Here is a 26412-nt window from a genome sequence, read left to right as displayed (position 1 = left end):
TGTTAATCTGAGATTGAGGTTTTTTATTTGCAATCAGGAAGAGATATAAGTGATTAAAGGAATGAGGATTGGGTAATGAGATTAAAATAAGGGGAGATTTTGATGGGGAGAAAGAATTATTGGTTAGTAAGTGTAGGGATAGTATTAGTTTCGCTGTTTTTACCAGAAAATGCTTATGCGATGCATATTGCTGAAGGTTTTTTACCAGCTAAGTGGGCAGGAATCTGGTGGGTTTTGATGTTGCCGTTTTTAACTTTAGGGATTAAACATGTTAAAAGAGTAGTGGATGAGCACGATCCAAGTATAAAGATGTTATTAGCTTTAGCAGGAGCTTTTATTTTTGTGCTTTCTTCTCTTAAATTGCCTTCTGTAACAGGAAGCACTTCACATCCAACAGGAATTGGTTTAGGAGCTATTCTATTTGGACCTTGGCCGATGGTTGTTTTAGGTTGTATTGTTCTTATTTTTCAAGCTGTTCTTTTAGCTCATGGAGGCTTAACTACTTTAGGAGCTAATGTTTTTTCGATGGCTATAGTGGGTCCATTTGTTGCTTATGGTATATATAAGTTATTTAGAAAATTAGGAGCGCCACTTTGGTTAACGGTATTTTTAGCAGCAGCTTTAGGAAACCTTTTAACTTATGTAATGACAGCAATACAATTGTCGTTAGCTTTTCCAGCTGAGACTGGTGGTTTCATAGCGTCGCTAACTAAATTCATGGGGGTTTTTGCAATAACTCAAGTTCCTTTAGCGATTACTGAGGGCTTGGTAACAGTATTAATTTTTAATTTACTTAGAGAGTATAGTAAAGGCGAATTAAAGAAACTTTCAATCATTTCTTAAGGAGGTAAAAGAGTATGAGTTTAGCTGGAAAGAATTTAATTATATTAGCTTTAATTTTAATTGTAACTATTACGCCACTTATTATCAAACCAGATGCTGAGTTTGGAGGTGCTGATGGAGCAGCTGGAGAATTAATTACTAAGATGAATCCGAATTATCAATCTTGGTTTAGTCATATTTGGGAGCCGCCGAGTGGAGAGATTGAGAGTTTACTATTTGCTTTACAAGCTGCTTTAGGAGCTGGATTTTTAGGTTATTATATTGGTGCTAAACGAACAGAAACTAAATATAAAGAAGAAATGGAGCAAGATGAAAAATGTTAGATATTGATCAATATGCTTATTCTAATAATTTACGTTCAATTCATCCAGTTGAAAAAACAATATTTGCACTTTTAACTATGATTATCTGTTTAGCAGCTAATTCAATAATTACCTCCCTGGCTATTATTTTATTAATGGCCGGGGTAGTAATCTTTGGTGCTAAAATACCGCGGCAATTTTTCATAAAATTAATTTTAATTCCAATTTCATTTTTATTAATTAGTACAATTACTATTGTTATTTCTATTTCTAAGGAAGCAAGTAGTTTTCTTTATTACTTAAGTCTTTGGGGTTGGAAGATTGGTATTCAAATGGAGAATATAATTTTTGCTATAAATTTATTCTTAAAATCTTTAGGAACAGTTTCTTGTCTTTATTTTTTAGCTTTAACTACTCCAATGATAGAAATTATTTCAGTACTTAGAAAATTAAAAGTACCACGGATATTTATTGAACTAATGAGCTTAATCTATCGTTTTATCTTTGTTCTTTTAGATACTGCTAATCTGATTAGAACTTCTCAATTATCTCGTTTAGGTTATTCAAATTTTAAAAGATCCTGTCAATCATTAAGTAAACTAATTTCTAATCTCTTCATTAGAGCTTATTATCGGGCAAAAGGATTATTAACGACACTCTTAGCTAGAGGTTATGAGGGAGAGATTAGGGTTTTAGAACCTGAATATGAGTTTTCTAAGAAGAATTTAGCTATTATTTTTTTAGTTGAAGTATCTTTAATATTAATTACAGTATACATAGGAGGAGATCAGTTTGTCATCATCAATACTTGAAGCTGAGGATATTATATTTAGTTATCCCGATGGAACCAAAGCATTAGATGGTCTATCAATTTCGATTGAGGAGGGAAAGAAGGTAGCCATTCTTGGTGCTAACGGAGCGGGAAAATCAACTTTGTTTCTTCATTTTAACGGCATTTTGCAGCCAGACCAAGGAAGCATAAAGTTTAAGGGTGAAACGGTTAAATATAATAAAAGAGCATTAAAAGAATTAAGAAAAAATGTAGGAATTGTTTTTCAGGATCCGGACATGCAGTTGTTCTCCTCGAGTGTTTTTCAGGAAATTTCTTTTGGTCCTTTAAATTTAGGATTGTCGGAAGAAGAAGTAAGAGCAAGAGTTAATGAAGCAATGAAAGTAACCGGAATAACTGAACTTAAAGATAGACCAACTCATTTATTAAGCTATGGTCAAAAGAAACGGATTTCTATTGCTGATATTTTAGCGATGAAACCACAGGCTATTATCTTTGATGAGCCAACAGTTTGGCTTGATCCTCGGCATTCTAATGAAATTATTGATTTCTTCGATGAAATTAATAATCAAGGGATCACAGTAATTCTTTCTACTCATGATGTTAATTTAGCATATTCATGGGCAGATTATGTTTATATCTTTGCAGAAGGTAAAATCATTGGAGAAGGAGTTCCAAGTGATATATTTCAAGATAAAGAGTTATTGATGAATGCAGATTTGACACAACCTTGGATTGTAGAAGTTTATAATGAATTAGTACAGAAAAATATATTGGCAAGTGACTTTCCTATCCCTGATTCTAAAAGAGAGTTATTTTCTTTATTATAGGTATTATATATGAATCGTATGTGTTGAAGTAATACATATTTTTCTAGTTAACTATTATTGATATAATTTTTAGGTTAAGATTGAGGTTAAGGATGAGGGAAACCATATGTAAACATTTATTATGATTACATAAATTCATATTTAGGAGCTTAGTGCTTAACTTTATAGTATTTATAAAGCTCAACTGTTTATTTGTTTGTCAACGGAATTAATTGGTGTATGAGAGATACTAGTTGTCTATTAACGGATTGACTTCCTCACTCAGTATGTTATCATTATTGGCGTAATTTAAAAAGTACTGAGGAGGCAGCTTACTTAAAGCTATGTCACAAATTAAAGGGTATGCACAAAGAGTTGGAAATTTTTCAACGAATGCTAAGAGTTTTTTAGGTTGTATTGGTTTGAATTTTGTTAGTTTAGGAGCTGTACAGGTTCTTTTAGGTCTGTATATCTTGGAGTTAGGTTTTGCTGAAGACTTTTTTGGATTAGTTGTAGGAGCGCGAATTTTAACGACTGGATTACTAGCTGTTCCGGCTGGAACTTTAAATGAAAAGATAGGGGCCAAGAATAGTCTGTTCTTAGCTTCTATTTTAGCTGGGATAGCGATAATAATTCAGGCTCTATCAAGTAGTAAGTTTCTGATATTAACAGGAAGTCTTATGTACGGTGGAGCATTAGCTATATTATTCGTAATGATTGGGCCATTTTTATCGAATAATAGTCAAGCTAAAGAAAGAGAAGAATTGTTTAGTTTTAATTTTGTATTGATGACAGCAGCAAAGACAATAGGTAGTTTCTTAGTTGGATTTCTGCCAATTATCTTTGTCAAAACTATTCTAGCTCAAGAAACAACTGAGTTGTTGTCACATAGATATGTGTTGCTAGCCTTTGGTATAATAGCACTATTAGCAGTGATTCCAACTATCTTCATTGATGAGGATGAAGATGATAAAGAAAAGCAGGATGAGATAGATGTAGTAGATGGCTTAAAAGAAGAGAGAATTAGCAAGTTAAGTTTATATCAGTTTCTATTAGGTGCTGGTGGTGGTTTAATTGCTCCGTTTTTTAGTGTCTTTTTAGCTAATAAGTTAGGAGCGACTACTCAAGAAGTAGGAACCATGATGTTCTTATATCGAGTAACGATGGCTTTAGCTTTATTCTTGACACCTTATTTAGTAGGTAAGATGGGAAAGGTAAAGTCTGTTGGTGTGGCTCAAATTACTTCTTTGCCATTTCTATTAGCGATTGTCTTAGTGCCTAACTTTGCTATTGTTAGTTTTGCTTTCTTATTTAGAGGTGCACTAATGAATATAACAAAACCGATTGCTTCTGATTTTGCAATGGAGATTACATCTGATGCTAAACAGACAACAACTAGTAGTTTAATGCGGACTAGTAAGAGTGTTGCCCGTAGTGTAGCTGCAATGCTAGCAGGGTGGTTAGTTGCTAATTATGGTTATAAAGCCACTTACTTTTTAACCTTCTTTTTCTACTTAACTGGTGCTTTCTTATTTGTTAAGTCTTTTCTTAGTGTAGAGAAGAAGGAATTAAAAGGCATAAAACAAGGATAATCTTATCTAAAAAGAGTCCAGAAAATTTCTGGACTCTTTTTAATTTATAATTATGAAAAAGTTGTGAAAATCACATAATAATTATTAATTGGAGGTGGATTAAATGAACTTTATTTTAAAGATGATTCTTTTTCCGTTAATAATTTATTTAGCTACTTTTAGTTCAGGAGCGTCATTACCATTATTAGTTATTTTAGGGTTAGCTGTTATTTTAGTTTTAATTGGAATTACTGCAGAACCGATCTTTTTGCCTATGTTTGGTAATTTAATATCATCTTTAATGGGTACTGCTTTTATTATTTTTTCATTATGGGTGACTCCTAAATTAACTGGGGCAGGTTTCTTTAGTCTAGAAACTGCAATAATTACTGGTTTAGTTTTAGGAATGGTTGAGTTTACTTTACATCATATCTTTATACTTAATGATAAAGAAGAAAGATAGATTGAAAGCAAGTGCTTTCTAGTTATTAAGAAGTTTTAAAAGTTTGACAATTTAAGCAAAAACATATATAATATAATCGGATGATGAAATAAAACTCACATAATTAACCATAATAAAGATTAGTCATAGTTAACTTTATATATTAGTTAACTATTTATTTTTATAAAAACTCATTAGACGTCTGACAAATTAGGAATAAGTTGTTATTTTTTTCAATATTATCATCAGACGTCTGACCATTTGTATTATTAAAGAGGGGGTGAAGTTTGTATAAGGGGAAATTTTAATCACATGCTTCATAGGGGTAAGTACTGGTTTTAACTAATAATAAAATTTTAAGGAGGAGTAAGATGTTTAAAAAGAGATTAAATACAAAAGTTGTAATTATGCTTGTGGCTTTAGTAGTATTTACAGTTGGGGTTACTGGTTTAGTTAACGCTATGTCCTCAGGGCCTGTAAAGAAGGCAGATACTAAAAATAATGTAGTTAACAAGCAACCTAAATATGTCTTCCTATTTATTGGTGATGGAATGGCATCTTCTCAGCGACAGTTAGGAGAGTACCTTTTAAGAGCAAAGACTGGTGATCCAAATAATGACCTGACTATGAATAAGTTCCCAGTAGCAGGTATGAATACTACTTATGCTGCTAATACTTTAGTAACAGATTCTGCAGCGGCAGGTACTGCCTTAGCAACTGGAAATAAAACAAATAAAGGTATGATTGGACAACTCCCAGATGGAACAGCTGTTAAGACTTTAATAGAAGCAGCCCGTGACCAAGGCTTAGCAACTGGAGTAATCTCTAATATGAGATTGACTCATGCAACTCCAGCATCTTTTTTAGCACATAATGAAAGTAGATATAACCCTAATCAAATTGCTGAAGATATTGCAGCTAGTAATGTTGATTTCTTAGCTGGCGGAGGGTATAGATACTTTGTACCACAAGATAGTGAATTAGGTTCTAAGCGAAAAGACGATAAGAACTTAGTTAATGTATTTAAAGATAAAGGGTATAAGACTTTTGTGAACAACTCAGAAGGATTTAGAAATTATGAACCGCAAGCAGGAGATAAGGTATTCGCTCCATTAACTTACAGTCATCTTCCTTATGAATTAGATCGAAATCCTGAAAAACTTCCAAGTTTAGCAGAAATAACTCGTAAAGGTATTGATACATTAGCCAAACGTGAAAATGGCTTCGTAATGATGGTTGAAGGTGGAAGAATTGATTATGCAGGACATGCTAACGGTCCTGCTACGGTTGCTAGAGATATTTTAGCTTTTGATGAAGCTATTACTGAGGCTTATGAGTTCTATAAGAAACATCCTAATGAAACTTTAATTGTAGTAACTGGTGATCACGAAACAGGTGGTTTAGGATTAGGATTTAAGAATGATTATTTCTTAAATATTGATGAGTTACTACCAATTAAAGCGTCTATAGACTCTATTCCATATGAAGGTAATAGAGAAGAAACTTTTGCTTATGTTAAAAATGAATTTGGTTTAACTAACTTAACAGCTAAAGAAAGAGCTCAGATTGAGAAGGGAATGGACTTAGCTGACGCAGGTAAGAAGCCTGTAGATTATATGCCAGGCTTTATGAGTCCAGTTAGAGCTGCAGTTGCTCAGGTTTTATCTGAAAGAGCGGGTGTATATTGGACAACTTATGCTCATACTGGAACTACGGTACCTTTAACTGCTATAGGACCAGGTGCTGAGTTATTCGGTGGTTATAAAGATAATACTGAAGTGAGTCGTACTATGGCTGACTTAATGGGTTTTAAATTAACTGAATTAGACTAAATTTGAAATTGGAAATAGCCGGTTATTGCCGGCTATTTTCTAGTATACTAATAGCAATATAACGTTATTTAATTATGAGGTGACTTTAATGCAGCGTTCTAAATTAAAGATAGTAATGATTATTTTAGCTTTATTAATATTTGGAATATTATTTTATGATAATTTTAGAGACGGACCGAAAGAAAATGCTGAAATAAAGGCTAAAGTGCTTAAAGTAGATAATAGTGAAGTAATACGCTCGGGAATTACGGGAGTAGGTTATCAATCACTGGTAGTTAGGATTGTAGAAGGAAAGCATAAAGGTAAGAGGTTTAAAGCAATCAATCAACTTACTGGTAAAGCTGAGATAGATAACTTTTTAAAAAAAGGAGATAAGATATTAGTTGCTATTAAAGAAAAAGAAGGTCAGATTATAGCAGTTAAAGTAATAGACCTTTATCGCCAGGGTTGGCAATTAGTCTTATTTGGAATCTTTATTTTACTCTTAATAATATATGCTCGTGCTGTAGGAGTAATGGCCTTATTCTCTTTTGTGGCAAGTCTTTATGTAATTTGGAAATTTTTAATACCAGGTTTATTAGCAGGATATAACCCGTTATTATTAGCCAGTCTAACTATAATAGTTTTAACGGCAATTATTATTTTTTCAATTGCTGGTTTGACCAAGAAAGGTTTAGCAGCTTTTATAGGTACTGTATCTGGGTTAATAGCTACTATAGGAATTACAGTTTTTTTTGGGAATAAGTTAGCTTTACGAGGAATGACTGCTCCTTTTTCTCAAGTATTACTCTTTAGTGGACATATGGATTTAAATATGAAGCATATTTTTTATGCTTCAATAGTAATAGGTGCATCAGGAGCAGCAATGGATATTGCCATGGATGTAGCAGCTTCTGTTGCTGAAATTAAAGATAAATCACCGGATATAGAGATGAAAGAGTTAATTCAATCTGGTTTTAATGTAGGAAGAGCTGTAATTGGTACGATGACTACTACTTTATTATTAGCTTATTCTGGTGGATACTTAACTTTACTAATGTTATTTAGTACTAGGAGTACTAGTTTAGATAGGATGATTAACTTTAAGATGGTAACAGCGGAAGTGCTCAGAACATTAGCTGGGAGTATCGGTCTTGTTTTAGTAGCACCTCTTACGGCTATTCTTGCTGGTTGGATATATTCAGTTGATTTGAAAGAGTTAGTAGAGTTAAGGAAAGATTAAATATTTATAATAAAAAAATTAAAGGCTGTTGGCAAATTAAAAAGCCAACAGCTTTTTTTGATTTAGCTTACTAAAGCGTAATCAGATAAACAAAAATCGGAATAGTAAATAATGATAATAAAGTAGTAAAGAAGACACCTTCGGAAGCAAAATTATAATCCCCCTCAAACTTTTCAGCAAAGATAACTGCATTAGCTGCTGCTGGCATAGAGAAAAGAATAATGGATATATTCTCAACAATAGATGGTAGTTCAAATTGACTTAAAGCTACATAAATAATTAGTGGAATAATTAAAAGTCTTAATCCACTTAATAAATAGAAATGAAAATTTTTGATTGTAGATTTAAGATTGACATTCGTTAGTGAACTACCGATAATCAACATTGATAGTGGGAAAGTCATACTACCTAAACTTTTTAGAGCACCAGCAATCGGCTTAGGTAATTGCCAACCGGTTATAAGTAAAAGGAAGCCGATAGCAACAGCAATTAAGCCATTATTAAGCAAGTTCTTTAGTGATATTTGATTGCTATTATCTTCATTTTGAATAAAGATATAGACTCCATAAGTAAACATCAAGAAGTTATAAAATACATTAGCTATTATAGCATAAAAAATCCCATAATTAGGGTAGATAGCATTAATTACTGGGTAACCCATATAACCTACATTGCCAAAGATAAGTAAAAATTTGAATACAGTCTTGCGACGATGAGATAATGATAAAAAGTTTGTTATGAATATGGTAAGTAATACTATTACTGAGTAAAGGATAAATGAAAGTAAGCTAATAATTTTGATATTATTTATTAGTTCAGTATTAATCTTTATCATCATTGATGAAATGATTAATGCAGGTAAAGTTACTTCTAACAGGATGCTAGAGAGCCCCTGATTAATTTCTTTATTTATAATATCTTTCTTTCTAATTATGTAACCAACAAAGATCATAGAGAATAGAACTAAGATTTGATTCATAATGATAGTAAATTGCATTATAATCTTCCTTTCTGATATTAGACATTATTGAATTGCCTTCTATTGTAACATAATATTAATAGTAGTGTCAAAACTTTATACCCTCGCCAGGTATTGTGAAAAAAATATCAAAATCTGCAGGAGAATATATTTAATATGTCGAAATATAAAATATAAGGTTATAGTTATTAAATAAGGGGAGGAAGAAAATATGATTAAAAAATTATTAATTTCATTTAAGGGGATGAAAGTTAAGACAAAATTATTAGTGGGTTTTTCAGCAATTATTGTAATGTTACTATTATTGGCAGGGAGTCTTTTTTATTTTACCAATGGAATTGGACGAGATATTAGAGAATTTAACCATTATGAAAGACTGGCAGAAAATATTGAAAGAATAGAAGTGAGTTTAAAGGATGAACAGTTAGCAGCAATGGAATTAGTAGGGACCAATGAAAAAGATGAAATAGATGACTTTAATAAAGCAGTTAAGAACTTTTCTTCAGCTAGACGAAATTTGGATAACTTACTTAAATCAAAGGAGAATAAAGAGAAAATAAATCAGATTGTTAAAGAACATAATTTAATTATAGAAGGATTTGAGCAGCAGTTAGTAGTAGAATGGAGAAACGGAGCAAATAATAAAGTATTACAGAATTTAATTGAGGAACGTATAGATAACTCTGGAGATAAGATTATTGAACTTTTAAAAGAGGTTACTAATAAAACAAATACTTTATTGAAGGAATCAAGACAAGAAATGAAGGAAAATTTAAGTTTCTTTAAAGTTTTAATGTTAACGATTTTAGCATTTGTAATTTTGTTTGGTTTAGGGATTATTATCATAATCAGCAAAGATTTATCTAATTCATTAAATAAGATAATCGAATCACTTAATAAAGCAGAAGCAGGAGACTTGACGGTAAGTATTGAGAATGATTGTTTAGAAGAGTGCTGGGAAATTATGGGCTGTAATAAGGAAGAATGTCCTGCTTATCAAAGTGATAATTTACGCTGCTGGCAGGTTGGCGGAACCCATTGTGGAGATGAAATACAAGGTGATATGGCTAGTAAGTTAGATAATTGCGAGGATTGTAAAGTATATCAGGCGGCTGCTAATAGTGAAATGTTACAGATTGCGGAAGCTTTTAATAATATGATGGTACGTTTACGGGATATGACAGTTAATGTAAAAGAGTCGGCTGGCGAGGTGTCTAGCACTAGTCAAGAACTTTCTGCATCTAGTGAGCAGGTGACTGCTTCGGTAGAAGAGGTAGCAGCTTCTGCTCAGCAATTTGCTTCTAATATTGACCAGTTAAGTGAGCATGCTCAAATGATGAGTAAGAATGCTGATGAAGTTAATGCTCTTGCTCAAGATGGTTTAGAGCAGATGGGTAGTACACAACAAGAGATGGAAGATATTTTAAGCTCTTCAGAGCAATCGCAAGCAACTATTAGCGAATTAAATAAGGCATCTGAAGAGATAGGAGATATTGTTGAGGTTATCTCTGATATAGCAGATCAAACTAATCTATTAGCATTAAATGCAGCTATTGAAGCAGCTAGAGCTGGGGAGCAAGGTAAAGGCTTTGCTGTAGTTGCTGAAGAAGTTAGGGAGTTAGCTGCAAGTACTCAGGATTCGGTAAATAATATCAGAAATATAATTGATGGTTTAGTTGTTAAAACAGGTGAAGCGGTTGAAATAATAGAGCAGAATAACTCGCAGATTAAGACAGGAGCCGAAACTTTAGATGAAACAGGTGAAGCCTTTAAAGATATTGCGATTAGAATTGGAGAAGTAGTTACTCAAATCCAAGAGGTGGCTTCAACTGGTGAGCAGCTAGCTGTTGGTAGTAAGGAGATTTCTAGTGCTACCGAAGAACAGTCTGCTTCTATGGAACAGATATCAAGTTCTGCTCAGCAATTAGCAGGGATGGCAGAAGAGCTAAACAGTTTAGTGGACCAATTTGATGCTTAATCTAATATAGTTCTCTACTCTAAGCCCTAGAAGTTTCTAGGGCTTAATCTTTTAAATTTTAATTAAAAGCAGGAATTTTTTTCAATTTATAGAAATATATCTAGTGGAGTCTTAATTTTAGTATAAAATAAGACTTCAAAGGAGGACAAACTAGTGAAAATTCCAGCCAAATTAAAAGAAGAAATAATTGATGATTCAGCCAATAAGAGTAATTATCAATTAGATCTAATAAATGAATATTTTGAAGAGACATTAGATGATTTCAACAAATTGAAGAAGCTACTTGAAATTATTAAACAGATAAACAGGTGTCAAAAGAAGGATGAAATTTATAATTTAACTATTAAGGCAACAAAAGAGATCTTTAACTTTAATATTTGTACACTTTATATTATTGAAAAAGAGCAGTTAGTGATTAAAGCCACTTCAACTTGTAAGACGGCAGTTGACTTTTGGGATTGGTCTATTGAAACAGATATGGCTGGGAAGGCTTATAAAGCTGGTGATGTTTATTTGATTGATGATTTAATGAAATTAAGTGAATCTAAATTATTTTATAATAAATATCGCTCTGTTATAAATGTTCCTATAGGTACTATAGGTGTCTTTCAAATGATTTCTACTGAGGTTAATGCTTTTACTGAAGAAGATATAGAAAAAGCAGAGGTTCTATTTGCTTATGTGAGTAAAGTTTTACAGTTAATTAAATCTGAAGAGAAGATTAAGTACTTACATTTTCATGATAGCTTAACAGGTCTTTATAATAGGGCATATTTTGAGGATGCGCTACATCGTTTAGACACAAAACGGCAATTACCCTTAAGTATACTTATTGGTGATGTAAATGGTCTTAAGTTAGCCAATGATGCATTTGGTCATCAAGTAGGGGATAACTTATTAAAAAAAGTAGCAAAGACTTTAAAGAGTACATGCCGTAAAGAGGATATCATCTCACGTTGGGGTGGAGATGAATTTGCTATAATCTTACCTGAAACTGATGCTAAAGATGCAAGTAGGGTCATTAAGAGAATTAATGAAGCCTTCAATAATATTGAAGAAGAGATTATTAAACCTGATATTGCCTTAGGAGTAGCAACTAAAGAAGATATTAATGAGGATATTATGGAAGTTCTTACTGAGGCTGAAAATAGAATGTATAGAAATAAGTTGAATAGAAGTGAGGATATCAAAAATAAAATTATATCATCATTACAGAGAGAATTGTGGAAGAAAGATTATGAAACTAAAGAACATATTGAAAGCTTAGAAGTTTTGGGGTTAAAAATAGGTAAAAAACTTAATTTAGCAGATGATGAAATAGATAAGTTACTATTGTTTGTTAGATTACATGATATTGGAAAAGTAACAATAGATGAAGAAGTGTTAAATAAACAAGGTGAACTATCAAAGCAAGATAGGAAAGTTATAGAGAGACATCCTGAAGCTGGATATCATATTGCTAAAGCTATTCCAGATAAAGCATATATAGCAGATTTAATTTTAGCTCATCATGAATGGTGGGATGGAAGTGGATATCCATTAGGTATTAAAGGAGAAGCAATACCATTCTTAGCAAGGGTATTAGCTATAATTGATGCTTATGATGTAATGCTTCGTGGTCGTCCATACCAACCTAAAGTTACAAAAGAGAAAGCACTAATTGAATTAAAACGGTGTGCTGGTATTCAATTTGACCCGAAATTGGTTCAGGTTTTTATAGAGATGATTAATGATTAAATATATGTAATTATTCACTCCTACTATTTTAGTTTAGTAGGTTTTTTTTATTGCATTAAGAAATAATATCAAATTGGGGGATAGCGTATTAACTTTACCCTTACCGATTATTATTTGTTAAAATAATAGGCATTAAATTGACTATCAAGCAGGAAAAATAATATTTAATGTAGAATAATAATATTTAAGGGTAAGCAATGTATTATTCATTATTTTCTAAAAATTATAACAATTAAGAGGGAGTTTAAAATGAAGGAGGGTGATAAGATTGTTAATTAAATCTAAAGGAATTAAAGGAAAATTAGTTTTTCTTATTATTACTTTGCTTGTTCTTACATCTGTGATTATAGGATATTTAGCAATTAATCAATTAACTAATTATGGAGACCAGAGTGCTAAGAAGATGGAGGAACAGATTTTAAAAAGACATAAAGAACGCCTTAAAAATCTTGGCAACACAGTCTATAGTTTATTTACATACTATAATCAGAAAGTGATAGATGGTGAAATGAGTTTAGAAGAAGCACAAAGGTCAGTTTTAGAAAGAATTAAAGTGATGCGTTATGACAATGGTGGAGGTTATTATTGGGTCCATACCGCTAAGGTGCCAACAAAGCCGATTATGGTACTGAATCCTGCGAAACCTCAATTAAATGGGAAAGATTTATCTGCTATTAATGATTTTAATGCTATTAAAAAAGTCTTTTATAAAGGTAAAATTTATCCTAAAGACGCTGAAGTAATTAAGAATAATATTAAAGCTAGTAACTTTTTTGTAAAAATGAACAAAGTCTGTGTAGAAAAAGGAGCGGGTTTTGTGAAGTATCATTGGCCTAAGGCTGGTGAAAATATAGATAAAGATGTAGGGTATCCTAAGTTATCATATGTTAAACTTTTTAAGCCTTGGGGTTGGGTAGTTGGAACTGGTGTTTATATTGATGATGTATCTAAGGAGGTTAATAAAGTAAATTCATCAGCTTTAAGTAATGTCCAGAAGGCTACATGGAAGATAGCTTTAGCTATAGTAATCTGTTTAGTCATTGCTATTAGCTTTGCTATTGGTTTTGCTTCTAAAATAGTAAATCCAATTAAGAATATGGTTAATAAAGCGCAAGCTATTGCTGATGGTGATTTAACAGTAGATATTGACATAGATACCGAAGATGAAGTTGGAGCTTTGGGAGAAGCTTTTAATAGGATGGCAGAAAATCTGCGTCATATGATAAATGATGTTAATCAAGCTGCTAATAAGGTTTCTGATGCTAGTGATGAACTTTCTTTATCTAGTCAGCAAGTGACTTCTTCAATTGAAGAAGTAGCAGCATCTACTCAAGAATTTACTTTTAATACTGAACAATTAAGTACAACTGCACAAGATATGACTGAAACAGCAGAAAGAGTGAATGACTTATCTCAAGAAGGATTAGAACAGATGGAGGCGACTCAACAAGAGATGGAAGAGATACTGGTTGCTTCTGAAAAGTCTAAGGAGACGGTCGATGAACTTAATGAAGCATCTGAGGAGATAGGAGATATTGTTGAAGTTATCTCTGATATAGCAGACCAGACTAATCTTTTAGCATTGAATGCAGCTATTGAAGCGGCTAGGGCTGGAGAACAAGGGAAAGGTTTTGCTGTAGTAGCTGAAGAAGTCAGAGAATTAGCAGAACAGACACAGGATTCAGCAGGTAATATTAAAGAGATAATTAGAAAGTTAATTGATAAGACCCATTTAGCGGCTAGTACTATTAATCAAAATAATGCTCAAGTTGAGGCTGGTGCAGAAGTATTAAATGAAACAGGTAAAGCTTTTAAAAATATTGCTGAAAAGATCCAAGATGTTGCAGCTCAGATTCAACAAATAGCGGCTGCTGGAGAAGAACTTTCAGCAGGGAGTGAAGAGATTTCAGGTGCAACAGAAGAGCAGTCAGCTGCGATGCAAGAGATATCAAGTTCTGCTCAACAGCTATCAAGTATGGCGGATAAGTTACAGAACTTAGTTGAAGAATTTAAAGTATAAGAATATTACTAATCAAGCGAAGTTCATAATTAAATTTCAAAGAATAATTAATCTCAAAAGAGGTGATAATGGATATGAATTTTTATGGTAGTCTAGCAGTAGTGCCTAAGTTACCAGCAAAGATTAAAGGATTAAAAGATTTAGCTTATAACCTATGGTGGTCTTGGAATGAAGAAGCAGAAGAGTTATTTAAGAGGATTGATGAAGAAGCATGGGTGGAAGTTGATAAGAATCCCGTGGAGTTATTAGCAAAAGTTCCTTATGAGGAATTAGAAGCAATTAGTGAAGAAGATTATTTCATTAAGAAATATAAACGAGTGATGCAGGAGTTTAATGATTATTTAAAATCTGAAGATACATGGTTTAATCAGAATTATTCCTTTTCACGAGATGATAACCAGGTAATGGCTTATTTTTCTACAGAATTCGGCTTACATGAAACACTACCGATTTATTCAGGGGGATTAGGAGTTCTATCTGGTGATCACTGTAAATCTGCTAGTGACCTTGGCCTGCCACTAGTAGGAGTAGGATTACTTTATCATCATGGCTATTTCAAACAGAGGATTGACGAGAATGGTTGGCAAAAGGAATTATATCCTGAATTAAGTTTGAATAAATTGCCAATAACAACTGTAAAGGATAATGAAGGTAGAGACCTAATAGTTAGTGTAAATTTAGCAGAAAGAGAAGTATTCATTAAGGTTTGGCAGGTTGAGGTGGGGAGAGTGTCTATTTATCTATTAGATACAAATATTCCAGAAAATAGTAAAGCAGATAGAGAGTTAACAGCGCAGCTGTATGGCGGCGACCAAGAGATGCGCATTTCACAAGAGATTATTCTAGGAATTGGAGGGGCTAAAGCCTTACAGGCCATGGGGTATTCGCCAATACTATGGCATATGAATGAAGGGCATTCAGTCTATTTAGGACTCGAAAGAATTAAGCAATTAGTTAAAGAAGAAGATTTAGGTTTTAGACAGGCGTTAGAATCAGTAGCTGCCAATACAGTGTTTACTACTCATACTCCAGTGCCAGCTGGAAATGAAAGGTTTCCAAATAATTTAAAAGAGAACTATTTTAAAGATTATTGGCAAAAACTAGGCTTAAGTAAAGAAGATTTCTTAAATTTAGGAAGAATAAAGGAGAATGAAGAATTTTGCTTGACAGTTCTTGGGTTATATTTAGCTCGGTTTGTGAATGGTGTCAGTGAATTACATGGTCAAGTTGCTAGCGAGATGTGGGAAGAATTTTGGTCAGGAGTGCCCGCTAATGAAAATCCAATTACATATATAACTAATGGTGTGCATACCTTGAGTTGGCTAGCTACAGAATGGCAAGAGTTATTTAATGAATTTTTTGTTGATGATTGGGAAGATAGAATTAGTTATCAAGAAGTTTGGGAAGAAGTTAAAAAGATTCCTAATGATATATTTTGGCGAACTCATCAGGATTTAAAGAGGAAGATGATTGATTATATTTATCAATCTGATTTAGAACGAAAAAAAAGGTATACAAAAGATGAAGAATTGCATAAGAATAGATTGCATGAAGATATCTTAACAGTTGGTTTTTCAAGGCGTTTTGCTACTTATAAAAGGGCAGATTTGCTTTTTGAAGACCTAGATAGATTAGATAAGATTTGTAATCAGAATGGGAAAGAAGTACAATTTATCTTTGCTGGTAAAGCACATCCTGCAGATATGCCAGGCCAAAAGTTAATTAAAAAGATTCATAATATAGCTGAAAGTGATAGGTTTAAGGATAAGATAATCCTTTTAGAGGATTATGATATAGAAATGGCTCGTCATTTAGTGCAAGGAGTAGATGTATGGCTTAATAATCCTCGACGTCCTTTAGAGGCTAGTGGAACGAGTGGTCAAAAAGTAGCAATTAATGGCGGGTTGAACTTAAGTGTCTTAGACGGTTGGTGGTGTGAAGGTTATAATGGTAGAAATGGTTGGGTCATTGGTCGTGAAGAAGGATTAGAATATCGCGATGATGAAGAACAGGATTTAATAGATAGCCAATCCTTATATAAAACTTTAGAGGAAAAAATTGTTCCTCTATATTATGATACTGGTGAAGAAGGGTTGCCAGTTCACTGGATTAATTATATGAAAGAGGCAATAGCTTCAACAGGCGCTACATATAGTACAGACCGAATGTTGAAGGAATATGTGCGAAAATTATATATGCCAGCCATGGAACGAGGTAAGCAACTTAAGAAAGAAGACTATAAAAAGGCTAAGGAGTTAACAGCTTGGAAAGAAAAGTTAGAGCGTAATTGGCAAGATATAACGATTACTTCTCCTAACCAAGGAGAACAAGGTAAGTTTAATATTAGGGATAAGATTAATCTAGAAGTTGAGATTGGATTAGGCACTTTGACTCCAGAAGATGTAACAGTGGAAGCGTATGTGGTATCGGGAGTTAAAGAGGGTGAGATTATGACGGCTACAATGGGGTTAAAAGAAGAATTAGAAAATAATAGTTATCTTTATTCAGCAGAAGTAGAATTAAAAGAGGCTGGAACCCATAAATATACTTTTAGAGTCATTCCTAATCAAGTAAAGTTGAGTCACAAACATGAACTGGGGTTGATTAAATGGATCTAGGCAGGAATATTGATGCTTAGAAGCAGGAAAATTAACCTTAATCTATAATATAATTCACAAGGAGGCATATATTGTAAAATGGGCAATTGGGAAAAAATATATCATTTTAAAAGGAGGGGTATGAATTGAAGAAAGAGGAGTTGGGGTTAAAAGATTTGCAGTTAGAAGGTTCAGCTACAAGTGGGGATAGAACTAGCGGGACACATGGCAACTCAGGTCACCAAGATAAACCTTTACAGAACCTTGAAAACCAATATCCACTACCTAAAAAGTATAATGTTAATAAGCTTATGTTACAGGTGAAGAATCCTAAATGGATTCATATGTACTGGGAGTATACAGATGAAAGGTTAAGAAATATTCTTTCTCAGTCTAATTATAATGAGATAGAAGAAGCCCCTTTAATCTTAAGAGTTTATGATTTAACGATTAATGATCAGGATAACTATTATGATATTGATATTACTAAAGACCATGATAGTTGGTATCTTGGCGGTTTAACACCAGATCATAAATATAAAGTAGAGTTAGGCATTTTGACTAAAGATCAAGATTTTTATTCAATCCTTAAGTCTAATTCTGTAAAGACACCAGCTAATGATGTTAGTGATATAGTTGCAGAAGAATGGATGACAGTTAATGAAGACTTAGAAAGGATATATATTCTTTCTGGTGTTGGTGAGTTAAAGAATAATAGTTCTTTAGATTTAATGAAAGAGATCAAAGAAATTACTAAGAAGTCCGATTTAAGAGTAGGCTATAGTTCACTTTAGATAAATTAATTTTAAATATTGAGGTGATAAGTTTTGTCAAAAGAGAAGGGTTATCTGTCATTTGTATTACATGCTCATCTGCCTTTTGTACGTCATCCGGATTACGAGGAATTTTTAGAAGAACGATGGTTTTATGAAGCAATTACTGAGACCTATATTCCATTAATAAATTATTTTGAAAGACTTTATAAAGAAAATGTAGATTATAGATTAACTATGTCATTGAGTCCTCCATTAATTTCTATGTTAACCGATTCATTACTTCAACAACGCTACATTAAGCATCTTAATCAGTTAATTGAGTTAAGTTATAAAGAATTAGAACGAACTCAAGAACAACCACATCTAAATCAAATAGCTCACATGTACTTATCTAAATTTCAACAAGCTAAAGAAACTTTTAATAAAAAATATAATAATAATCTAATTACAGCCTTTAAAAAGTTTCAAGATTTAGGTTATTTAGAATTAATCACCTGCGGGGCAACCCATGGCTATTTACCACTAATGCAAGAGTATCCAGAGGCTGTGAGAGCACAGATTGAATTAGCAATCAAGACTCACAAAAAGCATCTAGGTAGTAAACCGAAAGGAATTTGGTTACCAGAGTGTGGATATTATCCAGGTTTAGATGAAACTTTGAAGGAATATGATATTAGATTCTTTATGCTTGATACACATGGAGTCTTATATGCCAACCCACAACCTAAATATGGAGCATTTGCTCCGATTTATACACCATCAGGGGTAGCTGCTTTTGGAAGAGATAATGAGTCTGCAAAACAGGTTTGGAGTACTCAAGAAGGATATCCTGGTGACTATGACTATCGTGAGTATTATCGCGACATAGGATTTGATTTGCCATTAGATTACATCAAGCCTTATATTCATAATAACGAGATTCGTATCAATACTGGTATTAAATATCATCGCATTACAAGTGATGAATGTGATTTAGAAAATAAAGACTTTTATAATCCACAATTAGCATCAAGCAAAGCTAAAAGACATGCGAAAGACTTTATTAGTAAACGGATAGGACAGATCGAATATTTAGATGATTTAATAGACCGCAAACCGATTCTTGTCGCGCCGTATGATGCAGAATTATTTGGACATTGGTGGTATGAAGGACCTGAATTTTTATATCATGCAATCAAGAGTGCTTCCCAGGAAGAAGTTATAGATTTAATTTCACCGATTGACTACTTAGAAGAATACCCAGAGAACCAAGTCTGTCAACCACCATTATGTAGTTGGGGTGCTAATGGTTACAATGATGTTTGGCTAGATAGTAGTAATGATTGGATCTATCGCCACTTACACCAAGCAGCAGAGAAGATGACTGAATTAGCAACTGATTATTCAGCTCCGGATTCATTAACTAAACGAGCCTTAAATCAAGCAGCACGTGAACTATTATTAGCTCAAAGTAGTGATTGGGCATTTATCATGAAGACAGGCACAATGGTAGAATATGCAGTTAAGCGGACCAAAGCGCATATCAATACTTTCTTTAATCTTTATAATCAAGTAAAAACAGATAGTATAGATGAAGATTGGTTAGCGAAATTAGAAGCTAAGAATAATATATTCCCAGAGATTGATTATCAAGTATATAGTAGGTAGGGTTAAAAGTAGGACTAAAAAGAAAATATCTTAGTGAGGTGATAATATGAATGTTTTAGCATTAATTCTAGCTGGAGGTAGAGGTACTAGACTAGATATTTTATCAGAAGATAGGGCTAAACCTAGTGTTCCTTTTGGTGGAAAGTATCGTCTTATTGATTTTACTTTAAGTAATTGTGTTAACTCAGGAATAAATACTGTAGGGGTCTTAACTCAGTATTTACCTAGATCGTTAAATAAGCATATTGGAATTGGTAAGCCGTGGGACCTTGACCGGCAGTTTGGTGGAGTAACTATTTTGCCGCCTTATACTGGTAGAGAAGGCGGTTGGTATAAGGGAACAGCTCATGCTGTCTATCGTAATATTAATTATATTAAAGAAGTTGACCCGGAGCAGATTATTATCTTGTCCGGAGATCATATTTACAAGATGGATTATGCAAAGATGGTTGCTAAACATAAAGAAAAAGATGCTGACTTAACAATTGCGGTTAAGCGAGTCCCAATGAAGAATGCTAGTCAATTTGGGATTTTAGATGTTAATGAGGAGATGAAGATTACAGATTTTGTTGAAAAACCAGATGAGCCACCTAGTGATTTGGCATCGATGGGGATTTATGTTTTTAGTAAAGAATCTCTAGTTAATAAATTAGAAGAGTTTTGTAATCAAAATAACTCAGATTTTGGGCATCATATTATCCCAAGGATGATTGATGATGCTGATGTTTATGCTTATGAGCATCAAGGGTATTGGCGTGATGTGGGTACCCTTGAAGCTTATTGGCAAGCAAACTTAGATTTAACAGTATCTATGCCAGAAATGAATCTATATGATGAAGAGTGGCAGTTACATACTCGTAGTGAGAGGAAACCTCCAGTGAAGTTTGGATTGCGAGGAGAAGCTAATAAAAGCTTGGTTTCTAATGGGGCAATTATTAATGGACAAGTAATTAACTCCGTCATTTCTCCAGGAGTATTTATTGAAGAAGATGCTGTAGTTAAAGATTCAGTTATCTTTAATGATACTAAAGTAAAGAAAAGAGCCTTTGTCTGTAAAAGTATAATTGATAAAGAAGTTACGATAGGTAATGATGTTCAGATAGGTTCCTGTAGTATCCAAAGAGCTAACTTTGAACGGCCAGAAATTGTACATGATGGTCTAACTGTAGTAGGAAAAGGAGTTAGGATTCCGGAGGGGACTTTAGTTGGAGGTAACTGTCGAATCTTTCCTTCGGTACAAGAGGATGACTTTAGTGAGAACGAACTCGTCAGCGGAAGTACAATTAGACCGCGTAGTTAATAATTGATTATAAGTGGGTGAGTATAATGAAAGAAAGATTAAAAGTTTTATTTGTGGTTTCGGAAGTAGACCCTTTTGTAAAGACAGGAGGCTTAGCTGATGTAGCAAGTTCACTACCGCAAGCAATTAAAGAGTTAGGGCATGACATTCGGGTTGTCATGCCTGAATATAAACAGATTCCCCAAAGTTATATAGAAGAATCAGAACATCTTTTACACTATAGAACTAAAGTAGCTTGGCGCAATAATTATGTAGGAGTTAATAAATTAGAGTATGAAGGTATAACTACATACTTTATAGATAACAAAAATTGCTTTCATCGGAAAAGCCTTTATGATAATGATGACCGGCATATACAGTTCGCTTATTTTTGCCGAGCAGTTTTAGAGATGTTACCTAAGCTTGATTTTAAACCTGATATTATTCATTGTAATGACTGGCAGACAGGACCTTTAAGCATCTTTTTAAAAGAGAATTATCAAGAATATGACTTTTATCAAGATATAAAGACCGTATTTACAATTCATAACTTAAAGTATCAAGGAGAATTTGGTAAAGAAATCTTAGGTGATGTTCTATGTTTAGATGAGGGTCACTGGCAGTCTGGTGTATTGCGTCATAATAATTGTATAAATTATATGAAGATGGGAATCAATATGTCAGATACGGTTAGTACAGTTAGTGAGACTTATGCTGAAGAGATTAAAACACCTGCATTCGGTGAAGGCTTGGATTATGCAATTAGAATGAACGCTAATGATGTATGCGGTATCATTAATGGAATCGATTATAAAAAATACAATCCAGCCAAGGACCAAGATATTTATAATAATTATAGTCTAGATGATTTAAAAGGAAAGATGAAGAATAAGCGAAAACTACAGACAGATATGGGTCTTCCAACAAGTGATGAAGTTCCTGTTATTAGCATTATTTCTAGATTAGTTGAACAAAAAGGAATTGACCTAGTTAAAGGTGTTATTGATGAACTAATGCAAGAGGAGATTCAATTAGTGATTTTAGGAACTGGAGATAATAAATATGAAAGTTTCTTACAAGAATTAGCTCATCGCTATCCTAAACAGGTAGCGGTTAATATTAAATATGATGCTAATTTAGCTAAGAAGATTTATGCTGGTAGCGATATATTCTTAATGCCTTCTAAATATGAGCCATGTGGTTTAAGTCAGTTGATTAGTTTAAGGTATGGTACTATTCCGGTTGTGAGAGAAACTGGAGGTTTAAAAGATACTATTTCATCATATGATGAAGCAACTAATGAAGGTAATGGATTCAGTTTTACCCATTATAATGGTCATAGTATGTTAGCAGCAATTAGGCGTGCTATTAAATTTTATCACCAACCCCAAATCTGGAAAGATATAGTGGTACAAGCAATGAAGTCGGACTTTAGTTGGAATAATTCTGCTCAGGAATATGTTGAACTTTATTATAAGACATTAGATTTAGATGATGAGTCGGAAAGAATGATTAATATTAATCAGGCGACAATAAATAAATTAAAAAAATTAAAGAGTATCGGACCAGTATTAGCTCAAAGCATGTTAGACTATAGAGAAGAGAGCGGAGGATTTAAAGAAAGAGAAGAATTATTAGAAGTATCCGGGATTGGCAAGAAGAAGTACGAGCTTTTGAAGAATAAAATTAAGCTTTAAAGTTAACTAGAGAAATTTCTTAATGTATAAAGTTAATGAGAATACTATAAAATAATATAGAGTAGAGTTTAGTATCGTTCAATCGTAAATGTATTGGGGGTATAGAAATGCCGGAGGCTGTAGAAGTTACGTTTACTTATAAGCCGGTTATTTCCGTTGAGAAAGTTAACTTAGCTGGTGATTTTAATGATTGGAATCCAGAAGAAATAGCTTTATTTGATAAGAATGGCGATGGAACTTACGAAACTACTTTGACATTGAGTCCAGGTGAGTATCAATATAAGTTCATTATAAATGATGAGACTTGGATTAAACCACCAAATGCCGATTATTATGTGAATGATGGTTTTGGTACTAGAAATGGTGTGATTCAAGTAAGGGATAAAAGATTTAAGGATACTGGTACTAAGGGAACTGGCCAGATTCTTATTGATGCCTTATATCATGATAATACAGAGGTTTGTTTTGCTAATCCTATAGCTGAAGATAAAATTTCTATCAGATTTCAGACTAAACGCAATGATATTGAAGAGGTGCTTCTGTGTTATAATGATGGTAAGGAAAGAGAGGTTAATTTAGAGAAGTTTGCAAGTTTTGAGTATTTTGATTTTTATAAAACAATTATCGAAGTGGAGAGTTCTAAATTTGATTATTGTTTTAAAATTAAAGATGGAGATAGAGTTATTTGCTATGATGAACAAGGTGTAATCGAAGATGCTAGTAAATTAGTTGAGGTTAAACCTTTTCAGTATGACCTATCACAAGTAGAAATCTTTAAAACACCAGCATGGGTTAGAGATGCTATATTTTATCAGATTTTTCCCGATCGTTTTTATAATGGGAATCCAGATAATGACCCAGAAAAGATTGAAATTTATAAAGATGAAGAGAAATTACATGATGCTATAATTCCAAAATGGGAAGAGGGATTACCCCCGGTACCAGCAGTGGTTACGGAGGAGACTGAATTTATTGAAGATGATAATTGTATTCACCCTGAAGGGGGATATTATATCTTCTATGGTGGTGATTTGCAAGGAATTAAGAAAAAACTACCTTATCTTGAAAAGCTGGGCATTAATGCTATTTATTTAAATCCCGTTTTTAAGGGTACTTCTAATCATAAGTATAATACAGCCGGTTATGAACTAGTAGATGATACTTTAGCGATTAAAGGAGACTTAGAAGCATCAGAGGAGTATCTTATAAACTTAATTGAAGAGTTACATAGTCGAGGAATTAAGGTTATATTTGATGCTGTATTTAATCATACTGGTTATGAACATTGGGCTTTTCAAGATATTGTTAAGAATGGAGAGAATTCTAGGTATCTAGACTGGTATAATGTTGAAAGTTTACCGATAATCCCATTATATGAACAAGATGAGGATAACCCTCCTAATTATGAATGTTGGTGGGGGTTTGGTCATCTTCCAGAACTGAATGTTAGAAATCCTGAGGTGCAAGATTATCTATTTGAAGTAACAAAAAAATGGATGGACCCTAAAGGTAATGGGGATCTATCAGCAGGTATTGACGGTTGGCGTTTGGATGTACCCAACGAGGTTAAAGATGCAGTTCCTGACTTTTGGAAAGAGTGGCGAAGGTTTGTTAAGGATATTAATCCAGAAGCATATATTGTAGGTGAAATTTGGGATGATGCCTCTGGTTATCTACAAGGAGATGAATTTGATGCAGTAATGAATTATCGTTTTCGTGATGCTGTTATTAGATTTATTGGATTAGGAGAGATGCATGCTAGTGAATTTGCTGATGAATTAAGTAAATTACGCTTTCAGTATCCGGAGCAAGCTAATCAAGTTATGTTTAATCTGATTGGAAGCCATGATACTAGTCGTTACTTAACTGTTATTGATGGAGATAAAGAAAGATTAAAATTAACTGCTTTCTTTCAGATGACATATTTAGGAGCACCAATGGTCTATTATGGTGATGAAATTGGAATGGAAGGTGAAGATGGGTCTGATTGTCGGCGAACTATGATTTGGAAAGATAGAGGATATACTAAACCAGACTATGACCTTTTGGAAAATTATCAAAAATTAATTAAGATTAGAAATAAAGAGGTTGCTTTACGTCGAGGTACTATTGAGGAGGTTGATGTAGATGATAGTCATCTTTATGTCTTCAAACGGAAATATAAGACTGAAGAGCTAATTATAATAATCAATGTAAGTGAAAATATAGTCGGTTTAAGCTTAGATGTTGATAAAGATGACGGTCAGTATTTAGAGTTATATAATCAGCAAAAAGTAGAAGTAAAGAATGGTAGATTAGCAGTTAGAGTATCAGGAGTTTCAGGTGCAGTTATTAAATTGAAATAATTAAGAACTTATCATAAATATTAAAGTCTAAAGGGGTTTTAACAATGGAATTTAAAAGGGAAAGCGGTATTTTACTACATCCAACTTCTTTACCTGGAAAGTATGGTATTGGTTCTTTAGGGGAGGAAGCCTATGATTTTATAGACTTTTTGATTTTATCAGAACAAAAGTTGTGGCAGATATTTCCTTTAGGACCAACTGGGTATGGGGATTCTCCTTATCAATCTTTTTCTGCTTTTGCTGGCAACCCTCTTTTAATTAGTTTAGATAAATTAAAAGAGTCTAGGTTACTTTCTGAAGATGATTTATCGAAGGAAGCTAATTTTGTAGAAGGTAAAGTAGATTATGGACAAGTAATTGATTTTAAGATGCCACTTTTAGAAGAAGCTTTTTATAACTTTAAAGAGACTGCTTCGCAATTAGAAAAGAATAAGTTTTTTCGTTTTTGTCAGGAGCAAGGAGAATGGTTAGAGAATTATGCTACTTTTATGGCCTTAAAAGAACATTTTAAGGGTAAACCGTGGTTTGAATGGGAAGAAAGTATTAAGTTAAGAGAAGCTGATGCTTTAAAGAAGTATAAAGAAGAGTTACAGGAGAGAATAAATTTACAGAAGTTTATGCAGTATCTCTTTTTTAAGCAATGGCGCGAATTGAAGGCTTATGCTAATCAAAATGGGATTAAGATTGTTGGTGATGTTCCTATCTTTGTTGCTTATGATAGTGCTGGTGTATGGGCAAATCCAGATATATTTAAATTAAATAAAGATAGAGAACCGGTCAGTGTAGCAGGAGTACCTCCGGATTATTTTAGTAAGACTGGTCAGTTATGGGGGAACCCATTATACAATTGGGATAGATTAAAAGAAGAAGGATATAGATGGTGGATAGCTAGACTCGAAGCAACTTTAGAACTAGTAGATATCATTCGTCTTGATCACTTTCGGGGATTTGCTGCTTACTGGGCTGTGCCGTATGGCGAAAAGACTGCTGTTAATGGGGAATGGAAGGCAGGTCCCGGGAAAGATTTCTTTAATAAAGTTAAAGAAGAATTAGGTGAACTGCCTATTATTGCTGAAGACTTAGGAGTTATTACAGATAAAGTAGAAGATCTAAGAGATCACTTTGGGCTTCCAGGAATGCAGGTTTTACAGTTTGGTTTTAACTCAAAGGAGGATAGTGAACATCTGCCTCATAATTATTCTAAAAACTCTGTTGTCTATACTGGAACGCATGATAATGATACTACTTTAGGTTGGTATCAGAAGAAAGAAGCTAAAATAAAGGATTATATTCGTGAATATTTAAATGGGAATGATGAAAATATATGTTGGGATTTAATAAGATTAGCTTGGTCATCGGTCGCTGTATTTGCTATTGCTCCTTTGCAGGATATATTAGGTTTAGGTAGTGAAGCAAGGATGAACACACCCGGGGAAGCAGCCGGTAACTGGCAATGGCGTTATACAAAAGAGATGTTGAATAAAGATAAGGTTGATAGATTAAAGAGATTGACTAAAATATACTATAGATAAATAGTTAAAAATGT

General features: G+C 33.2%; 19 protein-coding genes. 18 read left to right on the top strand and 1 reads right to left on the bottom strand.

Going from position 1 to position 26412, the window contains the following annotated elements; all coding sequences use genetic code 11:
- Nucleotides 1-102 precede the first annotated feature (102 nt).
- From BM077_RS06765 to BM077_RS06730, 8 genes are all read left to right on the top strand, one after another.
- A complete protein-coding gene (locus tag BM077_RS06765) occupies nt 103-843 on the top strand; it encodes an energy-coupling factor ABC transporter permease (protein WP_176941635.1) in 741 nt (246 codons plus the stop codon).
- 14 nt (nt 844-857) lie between these two features.
- Nucleotides 858-1166, top strand: coding sequence for an energy-coupling factor ABC transporter substrate-binding protein (locus BM077_RS06760; protein WP_089748611.1), 309 nt, complete (start codon nt 858-860; stop codon nt 1164-1166).
- Nucleotides 1160-1957, top strand: a complete 798-nt coding sequence (gene cbiQ, locus BM077_RS06755; protein WP_090003457.1) for a cobalt ECF transporter T component CbiQ — start codon at nt 1160-1162, stop codon at nt 1955-1957. The genes BM077_RS06760 and cbiQ overlap by 7 nt, the downstream gene beginning before the upstream one ends.
- The gene (locus tag BM077_RS06750; RefSeq protein ID WP_089748609.1) at nt 1938-2765 is read left to right on the top strand and encodes an energy-coupling factor ABC transporter ATP-binding protein; all 828 of its coding nucleotides are present in this window, start codon (nt 1938-1940) and stop codon (nt 2763-2765) included. Before cbiQ ends, BM077_RS06750 begins: the two co-directional genes overlap by 20 nt.
- Before the next feature lie 323 nt (nt 2766-3088).
- Nucleotides 3089-4336 carry an MFS transporter gene (locus BM077_RS06745; protein WP_089748608.1) on the top strand — a complete coding sequence of 416 codons (1248 nt, stop codon included), beginning with the start codon at nt 3089-3091 and terminating at the stop codon, nt 4334-4336.
- A 103-nt stretch (nt 4337-4439) separates the two neighbouring features.
- On the top strand, nt 4440-4778 hold the full coding sequence (locus tag BM077_RS06740) for a hypothetical protein (RefSeq protein WP_089748607.1): 339 nt from the start codon (nt 4440-4442) through the stop codon (nt 4776-4778).
- Nucleotides 4779-5128: 350 nt separating this feature from the next.
- Nucleotides 5129-6589, top strand: a complete 1461-nt coding sequence (locus tag BM077_RS06735) for an alkaline phosphatase (protein ID WP_089748606.1) — start codon at nt 5129-5131, stop codon at nt 6587-6589.
- A gap of 88 nt (nt 6590-6677) precedes the next feature.
- The gene (locus BM077_RS06730) at nt 6678-7811 is read left to right on the top strand and encodes a YibE/F family protein (RefSeq protein WP_089748605.1); all 1134 of its coding nucleotides are present in this window, start codon (nt 6678-6680) and stop codon (nt 7809-7811) included.
- A 70-nt stretch (nt 7812-7881) separates the two neighbouring features.
- Here BM077_RS06730 and BM077_RS06725 read toward each other — a convergent pair whose 3' ends face one another.
- On the bottom strand, nt 7882-8808 hold the full coding sequence (locus BM077_RS06725; protein WP_089748604.1) for an AEC family transporter: 927 nt from the start codon (nt 8806-8808) through the stop codon (nt 7882-7884).
- Nucleotides 8809-9001: 193 nt separating this feature from the next.
- Here BM077_RS06725 and BM077_RS06720 point away from each other — a divergent pair, with 193 nt between their 5' ends.
- The 10 genes from BM077_RS06720 (at nt 9002) to malQ (ending at nt 26398) form a co-directional block, all read left to right on the top strand.
- A complete protein-coding gene (locus BM077_RS06720) occupies nt 9002-10768 on the top strand; it encodes a methyl-accepting chemotaxis protein (protein ID WP_089748603.1) in 1767 nt (588 codons plus the stop codon).
- A gap of 153 nt (nt 10769-10921) precedes the next feature.
- Nucleotides 10922-12505 carry a sensor domain-containing diguanylate cyclase/phosphohydrolase gene (locus tag BM077_RS06715; RefSeq protein WP_089748602.1) on the top strand — a complete coding sequence of 528 codons (1584 nt, stop codon included), beginning with the start codon at nt 10922-10924 and terminating at the stop codon, nt 12503-12505.
- A 268-nt stretch (nt 12506-12773) separates the two neighbouring features.
- The gene (locus tag BM077_RS06710; RefSeq protein ID WP_089748601.1) at nt 12774-14525 is read left to right on the top strand and encodes a methyl-accepting chemotaxis protein; all 1752 of its coding nucleotides are present in this window, start codon (nt 12774-12776) and stop codon (nt 14523-14525) included.
- A gap of 68 nt (nt 14526-14593) precedes the next feature.
- Nucleotides 14594-17143 carry an alpha-glucan family phosphorylase gene (gene glgP / locus BM077_RS06705; RefSeq protein ID WP_255361561.1) on the top strand — a complete coding sequence of 850 codons (2550 nt, stop codon included), beginning with the start codon at nt 14594-14596 and terminating at the stop codon, nt 17141-17143.
- A gap of 125 nt (nt 17144-17268) precedes the next feature.
- The gene (locus tag BM077_RS06700; protein WP_089748599.1) at nt 17269-17916 is read left to right on the top strand and encodes a DUF4912 domain-containing protein; all 648 of its coding nucleotides are present in this window, start codon (nt 17269-17271) and stop codon (nt 17914-17916) included.
- A gap of 33 nt (nt 17917-17949) precedes the next feature.
- Nucleotides 17950-19545, top strand: a complete 1596-nt coding sequence (locus BM077_RS06695; protein ID WP_089748598.1) for a glycoside hydrolase family 57 protein — start codon at nt 17950-17952, stop codon at nt 19543-19545.
- Nucleotides 19546-19591: 46 nt separating this feature from the next.
- The gene (locus BM077_RS06690) at nt 19592-20845 is read left to right on the top strand and encodes a glucose-1-phosphate adenylyltransferase (protein WP_089748597.1); all 1254 of its coding nucleotides are present in this window, start codon (nt 19592-19594) and stop codon (nt 20843-20845) included.
- A gap of 26 nt (nt 20846-20871) precedes the next feature.
- On the top strand, nt 20872-22521 hold the full coding sequence (gene glgA / locus BM077_RS06685) for a glycogen synthase GlgA (RefSeq protein ID WP_089748596.1): 1650 nt from the start codon (nt 20872-20874) through the stop codon (nt 22519-22521).
- Between the two features lie 107 nt (nt 22522-22628).
- A complete protein-coding gene (locus BM077_RS06680) occupies nt 22629-24866 on the top strand; it encodes an alpha amylase N-terminal ig-like domain-containing protein (RefSeq protein ID WP_090095186.1) in 2238 nt (745 codons plus the stop codon).
- Between the two features lie 44 nt (nt 24867-24910).
- The gene (gene malQ, locus BM077_RS06675) at nt 24911-26398 is read left to right on the top strand and encodes a 4-alpha-glucanotransferase (protein WP_089748594.1); all 1488 of its coding nucleotides are present in this window, start codon (nt 24911-24913) and stop codon (nt 26396-26398) included.
- Nucleotides 26399-26412: the final 14 nt, after the last annotated feature.

The organism is Candidatus Frackibacter sp. WG13 (assembly GCF_900114655.1).
Classification (GTDB): Bacteria; Bacillota; Halanaerobiia; order Halobacteroidales; family Acetohalobiaceae; genus Frackibacter.
The sequence above is the reverse complement of the archived record's forward strand: the minus strand, read 5'-3'. Positions and strand labels throughout refer to the sequence as shown.